The 18120-nt window shown below is 63.3% G+C and carries 12 protein-coding genes; 8 read left to right on the forward strand and 4 right to left on the reverse strand.

The annotated features are described in order from the left end of the window. The first annotated feature begins 1 nt into the window (after position 1). From I6G83_RS18275 to I6G83_RS18305, 7 genes are all read left to right on the forward strand, one after another. Positions 2-3145: an efflux RND transporter permease subunit gene (locus tag I6G83_RS18275; RefSeq protein ID WP_054305062.1), complete on the forward strand. Its 3144-nt coding sequence runs from the start codon at positions 2-4 to the stop codon at positions 3143-3145. After that, entirely contained in the window at positions 3132-4553 is a 1422-nt protein-coding gene (locus tag I6G83_RS18280; protein WP_269151357.1) for an efflux transporter outer membrane subunit, read from the forward strand. The genes I6G83_RS18275 and I6G83_RS18280 overlap by 14 nt, the downstream gene beginning before the upstream one ends. 103 nt (positions 4554-4656) lie before the next feature. Further along, the gene (locus tag I6G83_RS18285) at positions 4657-5010 is read left to right on the forward strand and encodes a DUF1428 domain-containing protein (RefSeq protein WP_054305063.1); all 354 of its coding nucleotides are present in this window, start codon (positions 4657-4659) and stop codon (positions 5008-5010) included. Between the two features lie 11 nt (positions 5011-5021). Continuing rightward, positions 5022-5501: a VOC family protein gene (locus I6G83_RS18290; protein WP_054305064.1), complete on the forward strand. Its 480-nt coding sequence runs from the start codon at positions 5022-5024 to the stop codon at positions 5499-5501. Positions 5502-5885: 384 nt separating this feature from the next. Continuing rightward, positions 5886-7211, forward strand: a complete 1326-nt coding sequence (locus I6G83_RS18295) for a diaminobutyrate--2-oxoglutarate transaminase family protein (protein WP_054305065.1) — start codon at positions 5886-5888, stop codon at positions 7209-7211. A gap of 88 nt (positions 7212-7299) precedes the next feature. After that, a complete protein-coding gene (locus I6G83_RS18300) occupies positions 7300-8628 on the forward strand; it encodes a D-serine ammonia-lyase (protein WP_054305066.1) in 1329 nt (442 codons plus the stop codon). A 94-nt stretch (positions 8629-8722) separates the two neighbouring features. Next, positions 8723-9328 carry a nitroreductase family protein gene (locus I6G83_RS18305; RefSeq protein WP_054305067.1) on the forward strand — a complete coding sequence of 202 codons (606 nt, stop codon included), beginning with the start codon at positions 8723-8725 and terminating at the stop codon, positions 9326-9328. Between the two features lie 78 nt (positions 9329-9406). Here I6G83_RS18305 and I6G83_RS18310 read toward each other — a convergent pair whose 3' ends face one another. From I6G83_RS18310 to I6G83_RS18325, 4 genes are all read right to left on the reverse strand, one after another. Continuing rightward, positions 9407-11563: a virulence factor SrfC family protein gene (locus I6G83_RS18310; RefSeq protein WP_062778943.1), complete on the reverse strand. Its 2157-nt coding sequence runs from the start codon at positions 11561-11563 to the stop codon at positions 9407-9409. Then, complete coding sequence (locus tag I6G83_RS18315; protein ID WP_054306591.1) at positions 11560-14463, reverse strand: virulence factor SrfB; 2904 nt, start codon at positions 14461-14463, stop codon at positions 11560-11562. Before I6G83_RS18315 ends, I6G83_RS18310 begins: the two co-directional genes overlap by 4 nt. Beyond that, positions 14463-15665 (reverse strand): SrfA family protein, encoded by a 1203-nt coding sequence (locus I6G83_RS18320; RefSeq protein ID WP_062778940.1) that lies wholly within the window; start codon positions 15663-15665, stop codon positions 14463-14465. Before I6G83_RS18320 ends, I6G83_RS18315 begins: the two co-directional genes overlap by 1 nt. A gap of 111 nt (positions 15666-15776) precedes the next feature. Beyond that, the gene (locus tag I6G83_RS18325) at positions 15777-16712 is read right to left on the reverse strand and encodes a LysR family transcriptional regulator (protein ID WP_054307343.1); all 936 of its coding nucleotides are present in this window, start codon (positions 16710-16712) and stop codon (positions 15777-15779) included. Positions 16713-16800: 88 nt separating this feature from the next. Between I6G83_RS18325 and I6G83_RS18330 the strand changes: the two genes are divergently transcribed. Continuing rightward, on the forward strand, positions 16801-17745 hold the full coding sequence (locus I6G83_RS18330) for an MBL fold metallo-hydrolase (RefSeq protein ID WP_054307340.1): 945 nt from the start codon (positions 16801-16803) through the stop codon (positions 17743-17745). Positions 17746-18120 lie beyond the last annotated feature (375 nt).

Genomic DNA, 18120 nt, shown 5'->3' on the forward strand with positions numbered 1-18120 from the left:
CATGTTTGCGAAATTCTTTATCCGTCGCCCGGTATTCGCCTGGGTCATCGCCATTATCATTATGCTGTGCGGCCTGATGGCGATCCGCTCGCTGCCGATTTCACAGTACCCGGACGTGGCGCCGCCGTCGGTGGCGATTTCCGCCACCTATCCGGGCGCCTCGGCGGAAACGCTGGAAAACAGCGTGACGCAGGTGATCGAGCAGCAGCTGACCGGCCTCGACGGTCTGCTCTATTTCTCCTCTTCCAGCAGTTCCGACGGTTCGGTCTCGATCAGCGTCACCTTTGATCAGGGCACCGATCCGGATATCGCCCAGGTGCAGGTGCAAAACAAGGTGCAGCAGGCGGAGAGCCGTCTGCCGAGCGAAGTGACGGCGCAGGGCATCACGGTGACCAAAAAGCAGAGCGACTTTCTGCTGATTATGGCGCTGTACGATGAAACCGACCGCCGCAGCGCCAACGATATCTCCGACTACCTGGTGAGCAATATGCAGGATACGCTGGCGCGGGTGCAGGGCGTGGGCGACGTGCGGGTGTTTGGCGCGCAGCATGCCATGCGCATCTGGCTTAACCCGACCAAGCTGGCGTCCTATTCGCTGATGCCGTCGGACGTGACCAGCGCCATTGAAGCGCAGAACACTCAGGTGTCGTCGGGCAAGCTCGGCGCGCTGCCGTCGGGCGGCGATCAGCAGCTGACCGCCACGGTGATGTCGCGTTCGCGGCTACAGACGGCGGAGCAGTTTCGCCAGATTATCGTTAAAAGCGCCGGCAGCGGTGCGCTGGTGCGCCTGGGCGACGTGGCGCGGGTGGAAATGGGGGCGGAAGACTACAGCGCCCACTCGCAGGTCAACGGCCATCCGGGGGCCGGCATTGCGGTGATGCTGGCGCCGGGCGCCAATGCGCTGTCGACGGCGCAGGCGGTCAAGGCCGCCATCAGCGATTTCCAGCGCGGCATGCCGCAGGGCTATAAGGTGGCCTACCCGCTGGACAGCACCGACTTTATCCATATCTCGATCGAAGAGGTGGTGAAAACCCTGCTGGAAGCGATTGTGCTGGTGGTGGTGGTGATGTTTGTCTTCCTGCAGAACCTGCGCACCACGCTGATCCCGGCGATCGCCGTACCGGTGGTGCTGCTTGGCACCTTCGGGGTGCTGGCGGCGTGCGGCTACTCGATCAATACCCTGACGCTGTTCGGCATGGTGCTGTCCATCGGTCTGTTGGTGGATGACGCCATCGTGGTGGTGGAAAACGTTGAGCGCGTGATGCGTGAAGAGCGGCTGCCGCCGCGCCAGGCGACGGAAAAGTCGATGGGGGAGATCACCGGTGCGCTGGTCGGCATTGCGATGGTGCTGTCGGCGGTGTTTCTGCCGATGGCGTTCTTCGGCGGTTCGACTGGGGTCATCTACCGTCAGTTTTCGATCACCATCGTCTCTTCCATGGTGCTGTCGGTGGTGGTGGCGCTGACGCTGACCCCGGCGCTGTGCGCCACGCTGCTCAAACCCCTGGATGAACAGCACGGCACCCGCGGGCTGTTCGGCCGGTTTAACCGCGGCTACCAGCGGCTGCAGGCGCGTTACCGACAGCGGGTCGGCCGGGTGATTCACGGCCCGACGCGCTATCTGCTGCTGTACGCCGTGGTGCTGGCGGGCTGTGGGCTGATGTTCTTCCGCCTGCCGACCGGCTTTTTACCGACGGAAGATCAGGGCTATGTGATGGTGCAGTTTACCCTGCCGGCCGGCGCGACGGACGCGCGCACCGCGGTTATCAGCAATAAAATCAAGGATTACTTCCTGACTCAAGAGAAAGACAACGTCAGCGTGGTGTTCACCGTCTCCGGTTTCAGCCTGAGCGGCAGCGGACAGAATGCCGGCATGGGGTTTATCTCGCTGAAAAACTGGAGCGAGCGGCCGGGCAGCGAGAACAGCGCCGATGCGATCGCCAAGCGGGCGATGGCCCACTTTTCCCGCGAGCGCGACGCGCAGATTTTCTCGCTGACGCCGCCGTCGGTGTCCGGTCTCGGCCAGTCGAACGGCTTTACCTTTGAACTGCAGGCGCGCGCCGGCACCACGCGCGCGCAGCTGTTGGCGATGCGCAACCAGCTGCTGCAGCAGGCCGGTGAAAACGCCTCGCTGTCGGCGGTGCGCGCCAATACGCTGCCGGATATGCCGCAGCTGCAGGTGGACGTTGACGATGCCAAAGCCAGCGCGCTGGGGCTGAGCACCAGCGATATCAACAGCACGCTCAGCAGCGCGCTGGGCGGCAGCTACGTCAATGACTTTATCGACGGCGGCCGGGTGAAAAAGGTCTATCTGCAGGGCGATGCGCCATACCGCAGTAAACCGGAGGACATTGATAAGTGGTTTGTGCGCGGCAGCGACGACAGCATGACGCCGTTCTCCGCCTTTGCCAGCAGCCGCTGGATCAACGGGCCGGAAAACCTGTCGCGCTACAACGGTCTGGCGGCGTATGAAATCCAGGGACAGGGCGCATCCGGCGTCAGCTCCGGCACGGCGATGGATGAAATGGCCAAACTGGCGGAGCGGCTGCCGGCCGGCACCGGCTACGCCTGGAGCGGTCTGTCCTATCAGGAGCGGCTGACCAGCGGGCAGGCTTCGGCGCTGTACGCCATCTCCATTCTGGTGGTGTTCCTGTGCCTGGCCGCGCTGTATGAAAGCTGGTCGGTTCCGTTCTCGGTGATGATGGTGCTGCCGCTGGGCGTGGTCGGCTCGCTGCTGGCGATCGGCCTGCGCGGCCTGGAGAACGATGTTTACTTCCAGGTGGCGCTGCTGACGGTAATTGGCCTGTCGGCGAAGAACGCCATTCTGATCGTCGAGTTTGCCGAAGACGCCTACCGGCGCGGCGCCACCCTGACCGCGGCGGCGGTGGAGGCCGCGGCGCTGCGGCTGCGGCCGATTCTGATGACCTCGCTGGCCTTCGGCGCCGGTATTCTGCCGCTGGCGCTGTCCAGCGGCGCCGGCGCCAACAGCCGGATCGCCATCGGCACCGGCATCCTTGGCGGCACGCTGACCGCGACCGTCCTGGCCATTTTCTTTGTTCCTCTGTTCTTCGTCCTGGTGCGCCGCGTGTTCGCCGGTAAGCCGCAGGGACTGACCGATGATAAGGATACTTCACATGACGCAGAATAAGCTGTTGCAACGGCTGGCGGTGGTTTCACTGCCGTGGCTGCTGACCGGCTGCCTGTCGCTGGATCCGGACTATCAGCGGCCGGCGCTGCCGGTCACGCTCGGCGACAGCGCCGCGGCTAGCCAGACGGCGGGGTATCCGCAGGTGGCGTGGCGCGATTACATTACCGATCCGCGTCTGCGGCAGGTGGTGGCGCTGAGCCTGGACGCCAACCGCGATCTGCGTGAGGCGATTGCCAATATCGCCGCCGCCCGCGCGCAGTATGCGCAGAGCCGCGCCTCGCTGCTGCCGACCCTTGACGCCGGCCTCGACGGCAGCCGCTCACGGGCGCTGAGCGGCAGCGGCAATGCCACCGCCATCAGTCAGAGCTATCAGGCGCAGGCCAGCACCAGCGCTTTTGAACTGGATCTGTTCGGCAAAAACCGCAGCCAGACGCGCGCCCAGTATGAAAGCTACCTGAGCAGCGCCGAGGCGGCGCGCAGCACGCGCTTATCGGTGATCGCCACCGTGGTGGAAGCGTGGATCACGCTGGCGGCCGATCGCAGCAATCTGGCGGCGGCGCAGGACACCATGGCCAGCGCGCAGCGCTCGCTGGCGGTGACGCGCAACAACCAGCGGCACGGCATCGTTTCTCTGGTGGACGTCGCCTCGGCGGACACCGTCTATCAGGCGGCGCGCGCCGACGTGGCCGAATACGCCACCCTGGTGGCGCAGGACAACAATGCGCTGGTGCTGGCGGTCGGCCAGCCGGTTGCGGCCGATCTGCTGCCGGCGGGCATCGAGGCGCTGGCCGGCAGCATGCGGGAACTGTCGGCGGGCGTCTCGTCGCAGGTGCTGCTGAACCGGCCGGACGTGCTGGCGGCCGAACACACGCTGAAGTCGGCCAACGCGGATATCGGCGCGGCGCGGGCGGCGTTTTTCCCCACCATTTCGCTGACCGCCAGCGGCGGCGTCGGCAGCGCGTCGCTGTCATCGCTGTTCAGCCAGGGGGCCGGAATCTGGTCGTTTGCGCCGAGCATCAGCCTGCCGATTTTCAGCGGCGGCTATAACTCGGCGACGCTGGATTACGCCAACGCCCAGCAGAAGGCCTATGTCGCCAGCTATGAGAAGACGGTGCAGACCGCCTTTCAGGAGGTGTCGGACGCGCTGGCGCGCCGCGCCACCGTGCATCAGCAGCTGAGCGCGCAGCGCGGCAACGTTGCGGCGGCGCAGCAGTACGCGCAGCTGGCGGAGCTGCGCTACCGCCACGGCGTCGACAGCTATCTGAACCTGCTGACGGCGCAGCGCACGCTGTACAGCGCGCGTCAGTCGCTGATCGCCGTGCAGCAGACCCATTACCAGAACCTGATCACGCTGTATAAGGTGATGGGCGGCGGCACGGCGCTGCCGGCGGCGGATAAAATTGATTAACCTGCGTGACTATCTGCACGGGCGACTAAAATGGTAGGGGGCGCCGGTTTTCCGCCGGCGCCGTCAACAACCTGACTGTCTGACAAGACAGAGGAGCCTGAACATGAAATATGTAGACGGTTTTGTGGTGGCGGTGCCCGCCGCCAATCAGGAGGCGTACCGGGCGCTCGCGGCGAAAGCCGCGCCGCTGTTTAAGGAGTTCGGCGCCACCCGCGTGGTGGAGTGTTGGGGGGACGACGTACCCGACGGTAAAGTCACCGATTTTCGCGGCGCGGTGAAGGCCACGGCTGACGAGGTGGTGGTATTCAGCTGGATTGAGTATCCGTCCAAACAGGTGCGCGACGAGGCGAACGGCAAGATGCGCAGCGACCCGCGCATGCAGGAGTTCGGCAACGAGATGCCCTTTGACGGTGCGCGGATGATTTTCGGCGGTTTTTCCACGCTGCTCGATGAGTAAAGGAGGGCGCTATGGCCATCATCAGGCAGCAACTGTGGTTTGCGCAAGAGATGGAAGAAGCGCTGACCTGCTATATCGCGCTGTTTCCCGGCTCGAAGCTGGAATGGCATTCAACGTTGCCCGCGGATTCACCGTCCGGCCCGGCGGGCAGCGTCAAAATGGCCGGCTTTATCCTGGGTGACCAGCGTTATCTGGCGTTTGAGGCTCACCCGATGGATCCCTTTACCCACCGCTTTGCGATTGCCGCCGAATGCGACGATCAGGCTGAGGTCGATCGCCTGTGGGCGGCGCTCAGCGAAGGCGGCAAGACCGAACCCTGCGGCTGGCTGCAGGACCGCTGGGGCATCAGCTGGCAGGTGGTGCCGAAACGGCTGGGCGAGCTGATCCGCGGCGACGATCGGGCCAGAGCGCAGCGCGTGGCCGAAGCAATGCTGAAAATGGGTAAAATCGACATCGCCGCGCTGGAGGCGGCGGCTAATCATCAAGGGTAAAGCAGCTACGACGTTTTCCCTCTCCGCCGCGGGGAGGGAAAACGCCCCCGGAGTGACGGGCAAACTATTTTCCAGACAGATTGTTGATTGATAGCGGAATATTGTTAAGTAAAAAACCTTATCTGTAATTATCTCTCCCATTCTTTTATTTCATATATCCCTCTGCTTATTTTATTTGTTCTGGTGTGTTATTCCTTACTTTTTAATTATCGCGATATTTAATATTAAAATGGCGATATTTAATCAAGTGGCAAACATTAGCATAAATTGACTATTGGCGATTTATAAACAAAGCTTATCTCTCTTTCCTTAGTACAGTATGAGCTTGTCTTATCTCATTGATTCTAATCGTTAATTAATTTTATCTGATTTTCAGGAGAGACTATGCATGAGTTTGAAGCGGTGACGCAAAGGGAATCCAACGCACGGAATTACGCGGTAACCTTTCCCACCTTGTTTACATCAGGGGAAGGGATCTGGCTGCAGGATCATACGGGCAAAAAGTATATTGACTGCCTGTCTTGTGCGGGGGCGCTGTCATTAGGCCATAACCATCCTGAGGTTAAACAGGCATTGCTGAATTTTCTTGCCTCCGGCCATGTGCAGCAGGTGCTGGATCTCACCACGCCGGCCAAACATCAGTTTATCAACCGGCTGTTTAATCTTTTGCCGCCGACGTTTGCCCAGCGCGCGAAAATTCATTTTTGTAGCCCTTGTGGTGCAGACGCCGTTGAAGCGGCGATGAAACTGGTGCGTTTTGCCACCCAGCGTCAGCCGATCGTCGCTTTTCACGGCGCCTATCACGGCATGACGCGGGGCGCGTTGGCGGCGATGGGCAATCTGTTTTCCAAAGTGAATGCCGGCGTCGGCGCCGAGCATATTCATTTTGCGCCTTTCCCGTATCGCTACCGCTGTCCCTTCGGTACTGACGGTCAAGAGACCGACCAACTCTCCATCGATTACCTGAAAAATCTTCTCGACGATCCGGAAAGCGGCGTCGCCAAACCGGCCGGCGTACTGGTTGAAATCGTACAGGGCGAGGGCGGCTGTATTCCGGCGTCTGCAGAGTGGCTGCGCGCGTTACGCGAACTGACGCAGCAGCACCAAATTCCGCTGATTATTGATGAAGTACAGACCGGTCTGTGCCGCACGGGCAGCATGTTTGCGTTCCAGCAGGCGGGTATTGTTCCTGACGTGCTGATCTTGTCAAAAGCCGTCGGCGGCGGCTACCCGCTGTCGTTGATTGTGTATGACCAGGCGTTGGATGTCTGGCCCAAAGGGATCCACGATGGCACCTTCCGCGGCAACCAGATCGCCATGGCGGCCGGTGAAAAGACCATGGAAATCCTGCAGCGCGATAGGCTGGATGACCATGCGCGCAATATGGGGGAAAAACTGTCGGCGGGACTGCATGCGTTGGCCGCGTTGCACCCGGAGTTCGGCGATATTCGCGGCCGCGGGCTGATGTTAGGCGTTGAAATCATCCATCCCCATGGCGAATTTGGCGGCCAGCGTAACGGCGAACTGGCGCGCAGGATTAAAGAGGCGGCTTTCCAGCGCGGCATGCTGTTGGAAACCGGCGGCCGCCACGCTGCGGTATTACGCTTCCTGCCGCCGCTGATTATCGGCGCACAAGACGTGGATAATATTTTGAATCGGCTGGCGGACGCGATTGCCGACGCTAAAAAAATCAAACGGCCGGCGACGTGATAGATGCATAAAGCGCTTATCGTCTGAGTGATGTTTCCACGTGGTTTATGGCATGCTGTCGACCTACCCACCCAAGAGGCCTGATGCCATGACTCCGCAACAACTTAACGCGTTAATCGCCGACTATCCGCTGGTCGCCAGACTGCAGGCTCTGGAACCGCTCACCTGGTTTAACCCGCGCGCCACCACGCTGGCGCAGGGACTGCCGTTTGTCGGCCTGGGGCGCGAGGACGTGGCGCAGGCGGAGCAGCGTCTGGCGCGTTTTGCGCCCTATCTGAGCGCAGCCTTCCCGGAAACCCGCGCGACGGGCGGGGTGATTGAATCGGAACTGGTGGCGATCGACGCCATGCGGCAGGCGCTGAACGACCGTTATGGCCGCGCTCTGACGGGACGGCTGTGGCTGAAAAAAGACAGCCATCTGCCGATCTCCGGTTCAATCAAAGCGCGCGGCGGTATTTATGAAGTGCTGACCCACGCGGAAATGCTGGCGATGGGCGCCGGCCTGCTGCAGCCGGAAGATGACTATGCGCGCCTGTTTTCCGACGAATTCCGCGCGTTCTTCAGCCGCTACCGCATCGCCGTCGGTTCGACCGGCAATCTGGGGCTGTCGATCGGCATTATCAGCGCCAAACTGGGCTTTAACGTCAGCGTGCATATGTCCGCCGACGCCCGCGGCTGGAAAAAGCAGAAGCTGCGGGAAAATGGGGGGAACGTCATCGAATATGCAGAAGATTACGGCGTGGCGGTAGAGCAGGGGCGGCAGCAGGCGGCGGCGGATCCGCACTGCTTCTTTATCGACGATGAAAATTCAAAAACGCTGTTTCTCGGCTACGCGGTGGCCGGCGGCCGGCTGAAGCAGCAGTGCGAGCGGCAGGGCATCGTGGTGGATGAGCAGCATCCGCTGTTTGTCTATCTGCCGTGCGGCGTGGGCGGCGGGCCGGGCGGCGTCGCGTTCGGCCTGAAGCTGGCCTTCGGCGACCATGTTCACTGCCTGTTCGCCGAACCGACCCATTCCCCCTGCATGCTGTTGGGCGTGCATACCGGCCTGCACGACGCGATAGCAGTGCAGGATATCGGCATCGATAACCTGACGGCGGCGGACGGCCTGGCGGTGGGGCGGCCTTCCGGCTTTGTCGGCCGGGCGATGGAGCGCCTGCTGGACGGTTTTTATACCCTGAGCGATGAGGAGATGTACCAGCTGCTGGCGCTGCTGGATCGGCATGAGCAGATCCGGCTGGAGCCTTCGGCGCTGGCCGGCATGCCGGGGCCGTGGAGAGTGGTTGCTAACCCGCAGTGGCAGGCGCAGCAAGGTTTGAGTGAGCAGCAGATGGCAAACGCCAGCCACGTGGTGTGGGCCACCGGCGGCGGGATGGTGCCGGAGGACGAAATGGCCGCCTATCTGCGGCAGGGAACCTGACAAAACGTGCTCACCGGCACGGCGCGGGCTGGACATGCGATGAAATATTCTGAGAATAGCAGCGACGTTACATATAAATTCAATGAGGTTACGGATGAATACGCTTGACGCAATTGCCCAACGCCGGGCGACCAAACAGTTCGACAGCCAGCATGTGATGACGCTGGATGAGAAAAAGGCGCTGCTGAATATCGCGCTGCAAAATGCGCCGAGCGCATTTAACCTGCAGCACTGGCGTCCGCTGCTGGTGGAAGATGCCGCTCAGCGTGCGGCGATCCGCGAACTGGCCTGGGATCAGGCGCAGGTGACCGATGCTTCCATGCTGGTGCTGCTGTGCGGCGACCTGTCCAGCTGGGAATCACAGGTGCAAAACATCTGGGGCGAGGCGGCGGAGCCGGTGCAGCAGTTTATCTATCCGGCGATTGACCAGTATTACCGTGACAAGCCGCAGGTGCAGCGCGATGAAATCATGCGCAGCAGCGGCATTTTCGCCCAGACGCTGATGCTGGCCGCCCAGGCGCAGGGCTATGACTCCTGCCCGATGGACGGCTTCGATTTTGAGGCGGTCGGCAAGGTCGTCAATAAGCCGGATCATTACCAGATCGCCCTGATGGTGGCGATCGGCAAGGGCATCAGCCAGCCTTATCCGCGCATCGGCAAACTGCCGCTGGAGCAGATTGTCAGCGTCGATCGTTACTGATCGTTCCCGCTATGGGGCTGCGGCCCCATATTGCTTTATATCCTGTATTGATACGACTTTTTCTTCACCGTCTGCCGGTTACTCCCCCGTCAATCCGTCATCATCCAGCGCCGCCACAATGTGCGCCAGACGCTGCTGCTGCCGCGTCGGCAGGCTGGCGGCCGCGCGCTGGCCGGCGTTGTCTTCCGCCAGCGTCTGCAATCCCACCAGCCAGTCATAGACATAGAAAGCGGCGTTATTGACCGGCGCGGTTGCCAGCCGGGTCAGGCGCGACGTCGCCGGATCGCCGGACGATGCATGCGGGGAGACAAAAATCGGCTGTCCCTGATGGATGCGGCTGGCGGGGCGCTGAGGCGGCGGGCATTGCTGAAAGCCCAGCCAGGCGACAAAGTCGCCGAGCACGCCGAGCGCCAGCGAGGTTTGCCGCTGTGCATTGCCGCTGTCCGTCGCCAGCGCGTCGCGCAGCTGGCGGTCGATGCCCAGCCGCCAGGCGGCGTTAATCAGCGTATCGGCCAGCAGGTTCAGGCAGCGGCCGTCGATATCCAGCTGCCGTTGCAGCGCGCGGTTATCCGCCAGACGGCGCAGGTGCGCCAGCCACAGGCGCAGCACAGCGTCGGCAAAAGATGACGCCGGCGGGGAGCTATCGCCGCCGGCGGCCAAGGGCGCCAGCAGATCCAGCTCGATGCCGATCCCGAGCGGCCGATCGCCGGCCAGCGGCGCCGGCTGCTGATAGAGATGCAGCAGCGCTTCCTGCGGCGGCAGCAGTTGTTGCAGCAGATCGCCGTGCGTCCCGGTGCGCGCCTGCAGCGTCTGCAGCAGACGCCGGGCGATCTGCTCTTGTTGCCGGTGTTCATCGCCGTCCGCCGTCGGCAGCCAGTCGCCCAGCACCGTTTTCGTCAGAATATCAAGCAGCGCCTGCCGCTGGTCGTCCAGCCGCCGCTGGCGGGCGTGACGATCGATCGCCGTCGTCAGGTAATCCAGCATGCGTCGGGTGTCTTGCGCATCCTGCGCCAGCAGCGTGCCCCAGTGGACGCCCGGCAGGCCGATATGGCGCTGTACGGCGGCTTCATACGCCTGTGCGGCGTCGCTGCGTGCGGTGAGCAGCCAGATAACATCCGGTTTGTCCGCCGGGGCCGGCAGGCAGCCCTGCTGCACGCGCTGCCAGCGGGCGAGCGCTTTAGCGGCCGGTAATACCGCCTGTCGCTCGGCCGCCGCACTGCTGACCAGCAGCAGATCGGGCTGACTGCAATCGCCGCTGCGGTGCAACAGCCAGCGGCGTTTGGCAGACAGCAGGATTGATGTTAGCGTCTGCTCACATTCGGCGTCGACGCCGGGAATATCCAGCAGATCGACGGGATGATTAAAGATGTCGTCGCCCGACGGCGTGCTCAGCGTCAGCTCGGCCGCCAGCAGCGCCAGCTCCGCCTGCGAACAGCGCTGTGGCGTCTGTTCCCCCGACAGCGGCTGCAGTACGGTATAGCATGCATCTTCGTCGTTAAGCCACTCCGCCGCTGAGCCGTCGATCACCGCGCTCAGCGCGTCGCTGTCCGTCGTCAGCGCAAAGCGGCGGCCGCCAAGATCCTGCAGCCGGTGCGCCAGCCGGCGATAAAGCGCGCTGAACGCCGGCCGTTCCCCCCACAGCGGGGCGAACAGCGTCGTGCGCTGGTCGATGCTCAGGCCCGGCGCCAGCGTCAGCGCCGCTGGCCAGAACGGATCGTCGGCGATCTGCGGCTGGTAATGGCTCAGAGTCTCCCACAGCGTCAGCAGCCGGTCTTCGTCAAGGCTTGGCGACGGTGATGAAGCGGGTTGACGGCTCAGGGCGGACAGGCCAGCCGCCAGCCGCTGGCGGTCCGGCGGCAGCGCGCCGGCGGCGAAAAACAGCAGCCCGGCGAGGTCGCTCTCCTCCAGCAGCGTCAGGCAGGGCGTTGCCGGCTGCGGCGTCCGGCGATAGCGCAGCGTCAGCGCCGGTTGCCCGACGGGCAGCCGGGCTATGCCCAACTGACGCAGCAGCGCGGTTTTTACCTGCGGCGCATGGCCGTAGATCCCCAGGCTGCAGTGGTCGTCAAAGGCGGCGGCCAGCCGCCGTGCGTCGCGCCGGCAGCGGCGCAGGCGCAGCGCCAGACTCTCCGCTTCCGCCGCCAGCCGCGCCGAATCAGGACGCGCGTCCTGCAGCCAGTCGAGCGCCTGTTGCGCAACGTCCTGCAGGCGGCGTGCCGGTAAAGAAATAGCATTCATGGTTGAAACACGCTCCCGCTGTCGATCCAGTAATGGTTTGCCGCGCCGTCGCCGGCCGCCAGGGTATTTAATCTCAGCTGCAGGTGCGACAGCGGCACCGTTTCGCCGTCGTCCAGCGTGGCGGCCGCCAGTTCGAACCGTTCGCCGTCGGCGACCTGCAGCTGCACCTGCAGCACCGCGTTGCCGGCCAGCCGACGCGCCAGCTGCGCATCGACAATCTGCAGGCTATACAGCGGCGAGGCGGGCCAGCGCTCATTATCCAGTTGGCGGAAGCCCAGACGCAGCGGGCCGCGCAGGCTAAAGGCGCGCGCATCCAGGCTGAAGTCGCGGCGGTCCAGATCGATATCGCGGTAGTAGACGTTAGCGTCGCTGAGGCTCTGCCGGGCATCCAGCATGCCGAGGTAGCGCAGGGTGGAATACGGCTGAAAATCGCCGGCCTTGAAGTAAAAGCTGCCGAGGCGCAGGTCCAGCGCCAGCAGGCACAGCATGGCGCCGACCGCCGCGGTGGATTTCGGCGTGTCGATGCGTCCGTGGCGGGCAAACGGATACCACTGACTGGCGTGATAGCCGTCCAGCGACAGCATGCGGCCCGCCGGCAGCGGCTGCAGGTGGCGCAGCAGCGCCTGTACGCCCGGCAGCCGGCAGGGGCGGCCGGTCAGCAACAGCACGTCGCAGGCGTAATGGGCCACCACTTCGCAAAGGGCGCGCAGGCAGGCGGCGATGCGGATCTGTCCGGATAAAAACGCCGCGTGCAGATCGCGCAGCGGCAGCAGCAGCGGGGTGTGCAGAATGTCGAACGCCGGCGCGTCAGAACCAAGCTGGCGCTGAACCTCCGCGTTGATAAAGTGCAGTACGCCGTCGGTCGGCCTCTGGCTCAGCAGCTCACCAAAGGTGGCCGCCAGCTCTGCGCCGGCGTCCAGCGGATCGTACGCTTCGTAGGCCTGCAGAATCGCCCGGCCGAGCGGCATAAACAGCTGCAGCGTCGTTTGCTGGCGGCGCGTCGACAGGCCGTCGAGCCGCCCCTGATTGCCGAACAGCGTGTCCATCAGCGCGGCGGGGTGCGCCACGCCGGCCCGCTCCAACGTCTGCTGCAGCGCCGGCAGCAGATAGCGCTGGATCACATCCAGCAGGATATCGTCTCCCGCCAGTTTGAAACCTTCGCGGAACAGCAGCTGCGGGATGATTTTTACATTATGTCCCAGGCCGTCATCCAGCGAGAACTGGGTGACCGACAGATCGCTGGTGCCGCCGCCGATATCAATGGAGGCGATGCGCAGCGCCGCGCCGCGCTGGTCGGCGGGGCGATCCGGGCGCGCCATGGCGGCAAAAAACGCTTTGCTGTCGCCGGCGAAGTTGACCTGCGTTTCGTTGTACAGATACACCATCTGGCCGCAGGTGGCCTCGTCCCACTCCATTTGGATCTCCGGCTGCGGCGGCGCGTCGTCGGCCTGCCAGCCGAGCGCCGTCCAGACCAGAACGACGGCTTCGCCCATGCGGCGGCGGAACAGTTCGCGCTCCGGTTTCGGCATCGCGGCGGGCAGGGTGAGGATAATCTGCCGCAGCCGCCGCGGCGCGTTGCCGTGCGGCTGGGTCAGCCGCTGGGCCACGCTGTTGATCTGCATCAGCGTCTGCGCCAGCAGCTCGCTCAGCATCAAGGTCATCAGCGCGCTGCGGCTGTAGTGGGCGCTGAAGACCGGCAGCCGCTGCGCCGGCGGCAGCGTGTACAGCGGCTGCCCCTCATCGTTCAGCAGCAACGACAGCGGCGCGGCGGCGGCCATCGGCTCCTGCGGCTGATTAAAGCGCCAGCCGTGGCTATAAGGTTGCTCGTCCCACAGGTAGCGGCGCGGGCTGGAGAGGCCGGTGCTGCCCTCGGCGCCCTGACGCTGCGCCGCCAGCCGGCTGGCCTCGCCGCCGACCCGCACCAGCGACGGCCAGCAGAACGCCCGCTCGCGCCCGCTCTGGAAAGAGTAATTCTCCGGCCCGAACGACGCCTGGGCAAACTCCAGCCGGCTGTCGAACGGCGCCTGATGCAGCCGGTGCGGCTGGCTGAAGTCCCGCAGTTGCAGCGCGCAGGTCTGCTTCAGGCCGTCGCGCTCTTGCGCATGCTGCTCGACGACTATGCCGCAGGTGTGGGAGTTGCCGACGTCGAGGATCAGGTCGACCGGCACCGGCGCCGCCTGCGGGCCGTCGGCAATCAGGCGGATCGTTGGCAGCCGCAGCCGCTCTCCCAGCAGCGTCAGCAGGTTCAGATAGTGCGCCTGGTATTCAAACGTCTTCAGCGCGCCATGCAGCGCGTTTTCACTGCGCCGTTCACGCGCCGCGGCCTGCTGGCGGAACACGTCCCGCAGCCAGCCGTCTACCCAGGTCTGATCGAGAAATTCATCGAGATCGCGGCTATGGTGCGCCAGGGCGAACGCCAGCCCGGCGCTGACGTCGTTAGCGTCCGGCGCCAGCGCCGGCGGATCCGTCTCCTGCCGCTGGGTATCAAACGCCAGGGTGATGCGCCACAGGCAGCCGTCCTCATCGGGCTGGGTCAACGGGGTAAAACGCATGCGCGCCCAGTTTGCCGGGCCGTTGAGAAATCCGCCCGCCTGACTGAAACGGAAAAAGGGCAGCGGCAGCCACTGCTCCGCCAGCAGCGCCAGCGAACGCTCGAACGGCAGGCGCAGCTCCGGCCGCACCGTTTCCGGCGGCGCGCCGTCGTCATGGTTCAACAGATGTTTGCCTGATGCTGGGTCAAAGCGCAGCTGCAGCAGCGGGCCGTTGGCGGTTTTACGCACGTAGGCGCCGGGCAGCGCCGGCGTGGTTTCCTCCGGCGGCAGGCCGAAGTCCAGAAACTGTACGCCGCTGTTTTGCACCAGCGTAACCTGAGCGGGGTAATGGGGAAGCGTCGCCAGCATTATTTTTTCTCGCGCGTGATCGTCATGGGATAAAGCGTGTCGGGGCCGTAGCGGCCGCTACATGCGGCGGGGCGTTCTTCCTGCGGCAGACAGACGATTTCCGGCATCTGATAGCGGGAGCCGTCGCTGCAGCGCGCTTTGCTGCGGCTGTTGATCACCAGCTTGCCGGACGGCATCAGCCCGGTTTCGACATTGACCTGACAGCGCACGTTATCCGCCTGGCGGAGCGTGACGCTGCCTGTGCCGTTGTGCAGCCGGTAAAGCAGGCTGGGCAGTCTGCCGGTGAGCGGCGTTTTGACGTCCGCCATGGCGCGCCACTGCCCGTTAAGAAAGCGGGTAGAGCCGGCTTTCACCGCCGCCGCTGGCATGATCAGCGCGTTGCCCTCATCCGGCGGCGCGACGGGCGCGGTAACCGGCGCGGGGGGAGGCAGCAGCGTCGCCTTGTCCAGCGGCAACGGCGGCAGGGGTTTGAGCGCCGGCGGCGCGGCCGGACGCACTGGCGCAGGCGCAGGTACGGGCGCGGCGGCCTGCGTGTCGGCGGGGGTAGACTGCCGCCAGTGCCAGCCCAGCGAGGCCAGCGTCGCCATCACCACGGCGATAGCCGGCAGCAGCAGCCGGCGTCGGCCGGCGGCGCGCGGCTGGGGCGGAACCATCGGCGCTGCAGCCGGCATGTCGGGTGCGGTGGCGGCAGCGGGAGCCGCTACGGCGGGCGGCGGGGCGTCGTCCGGGCGCAGGCAGGCGAACGGATCGTCGTCGCTGCGTTGCTCGGCATGGCTGAACCCCCAGAAGGTCAGCACCGGTTTGCCGTCAACCAGATAGACGTGCTGCATATCGGGAAAGCGCAGCAGGTAGCGCAGTAAGGCGCCGAAGCGCTGCAGGGCCGCCTGCGGCGCGGCCACCGCCTGCCGGCTGAGCGCTTCAACGTCAGTCAGGCAGGCGTCCAGCTGCGTCAGCGCCGCACGTCGTTGATTATCGTCGGCCGCGGACCACGGGCGCACCTGGCCGCTGAACGGCGCATACCAATCGATGCGATCTTGTTGGGCGTTTAATTGCGGAATCGCCAGACAATCTGCGATCGCCGGCTGCTGTTTGAGGCGCAGCGCCTCGCGGATTGACTGCGCCTGGGCATAAATGGGCTGGCCATTTTCCCCCAGCGCGACCAGCCTATCCAGACTGCCGCTGCGTAAAAAAGGTTTCGTCACGCTCAGAAAGACCTTGTGTAAGACTTGCTACAACACCAACGGTCACTGTAATGCGCGCGTAAGGAAAGCAAAGAGGGGAAAACGGGGCAAAATCGCCGTCTGTTTACGCTATCAGCCGCGGCGGCCGGCCTCCGCCAGCAGCGTGTTCACCGTCTGACGCAGCCACAGCAGCGCCGGTTCGCGGTCGCGACGGCGGTGCCACAGCATCGCCACCTCAAACGGCGCGATCTCCAGCGGCGGCGGGCTGGCGCACAGCCCGTAATGCTGTCGCCAGTTTGTCTCCAGCCCCGCGGGCACGGTGGCGAAGGCCGCACTGCGCTGCAGCAGCAGCGGCAGCGTGGCAAAGTGCGGCGTGGTGTAAACCACCCGGCGGCGTTTACCCAGCGTGGCCAGCTGACGATCGATCTGGCTGCTGTCGGCGCCGAGGTAGGAAACCAGCAGATGGTCGGCGCGGGTATAGGCCTCCAGCGTCAGCGGCGTCGACGGCTGCTGTTGCTGCGGGTGCCAGAAAGTCTGGTAACCCATGGTGGTCAGCACCTGGCGCACCACCGCGTGCGGTGCGTCAACCGCGACCGAAATCGCCAAATCGATCTCGTCGCGCATCAGCAGCGCGGCATCCTGAAACGGATCGGTCGCCGTCACCTGCAGACGGACGCCGGGGGCGTGGCGGCGCAGAAACTGATACAGCGGCGGGATCAGCCAGCTCTCCACCCAGTCGGTCACGCCCAGGCGAAAGGTTTGCCGGGCGCGGGCGGGAGAGAACTCCGGCTGCTGAAACAGCACCTGCTGCATATTTTCCATCAGCGGCGCCAGCTCCGCCACCAGCGACACGGCGCGCGGCGTCGGCTCCATGCCTTTGGCCGAACGGACAAACAGCGGATCGTTAAACATCTCACGCAGGCGCGCCAGTGCGCCGCTGACCGCCGGCTGCCCCAGAAACAGCTTTTGCGCCGCGCGCGTCACGCTGCGTTCACGGTACAGCACCAGCAATACCGTCAGTAAATTCAGATCGATACGATTAAAATCATTTTCTCTGATGTTCACAATCAGCCCAATCAATTTGAATGATGTTATTGGACAATACAATAATCTCTGCCAGCGTTAAAGACGACGTTAAATATCATATGGGGAAGCTATGAAACGACATTTAGTGCTGGCCGCCGGCCTGTTGATGACCACCGCTGCGGCGCAGGCCGCTGATACCACACGGCAGGCGCCGGGGTATTACCGCATGACGCTGGGCAAACTGACGGTTACCGCAGTGTCTGACGGTACGGTGACCATTCCGCTCGATCAGCTGCTGGTGCCGATTGACAAGGAAACGCTGCAGCGCCGTATGGCGGAAGATGCAATGACGCCGCAGGCGGAAACCTCGCTCAACACCTTCGTGATTGACGACGGCAAGCAGCGGGTGCTGGTGGATACCGGCGCCGGCCAGCTGTTTGGCAATAATGGCGGCCACCTGCTGGAAAACCTGCGTGCGGCGGGCTACCCGGCTGACAGCATCAATGCGGTGCTGCTGACGCACGTGCACGGCGACCACTCCGGCGGCGTGTCACAGCAGGGCAAACCGACGTTCCCCAATGCGGATGTCTATGTCGATAAGCGCGATCCGGACTTCTGGCTGAACGATGCCAACCAAAGCAAGGTGGAAGAGAGCCAGCGACACACCTTTAAAGAATCCGCCGATGCGCTTAACCCGCTGATCGCCGCCGGCAAGTTGAAAACCTTCAGCGCTCCGGCGCGGCTGCCGCTGGGCATTCAGGCGCAGGCGGCCTACGGCCATACGCCGGGCAGCGTTACCTACCGCGTGGAGAGCGAAGGGCAGACGCTGGTGCTGTGGGGCGATATTATCCATGCCAAAGCGGTGCAGATGCCGGAGCCGCAGGTGGCGATTCACTTTGACGTCGACCGGCGGCAGGCGATATCCACGCGCGAACGCATCCTGGCGCAGGCGGCGAAAGAGGGCTTCTGGGTTGCCGCCGCGCATATTTCCTTCCCGGGGCTGGGGCACGTGCAGCGTGAGGGCAACGGCTATCGCTGGGTGCCGGCCAACTACTCCACCCAGCTGGCGAAGTAAGGTTCACCGCGCGTCACGCCATCCGGCATCAGGGATGGCGTGAGTGTGGCTTTATTATTTATTCGCTGCAATAAAACATTAAGCCAGCCGAATTATTGGCTGGTTTTTATATTTATAATCAATTTCTGGGTAATTTCTCACTCATTATCAAAAAATATTCCTGCCGACGTAGGAGGTTTTTAACGCGCAAGGAAGATTCTCAAGGCATGAAATGTCACATAAAATTATTTTTATGGTTTTTTATGTTGTATTTTATTTTTATTTAACATTTATGTTTTGATTTTAATTTGAAATTCAGGTTAAAGCTCCAATTTGATATGGTCAGCTCTTTTTATTTGGTGCTTTGTTGATTGTTTGAAATAACATGCGCTAACA

Origin of the sequence: Serratia rubidaea, assembly GCF_016026735.1 — a bacterium.
Lineage (GTDB): Bacteria > Pseudomonadota > Gammaproteobacteria > Enterobacterales > Enterobacteriaceae > Serratia_B > Serratia_B rubidaea.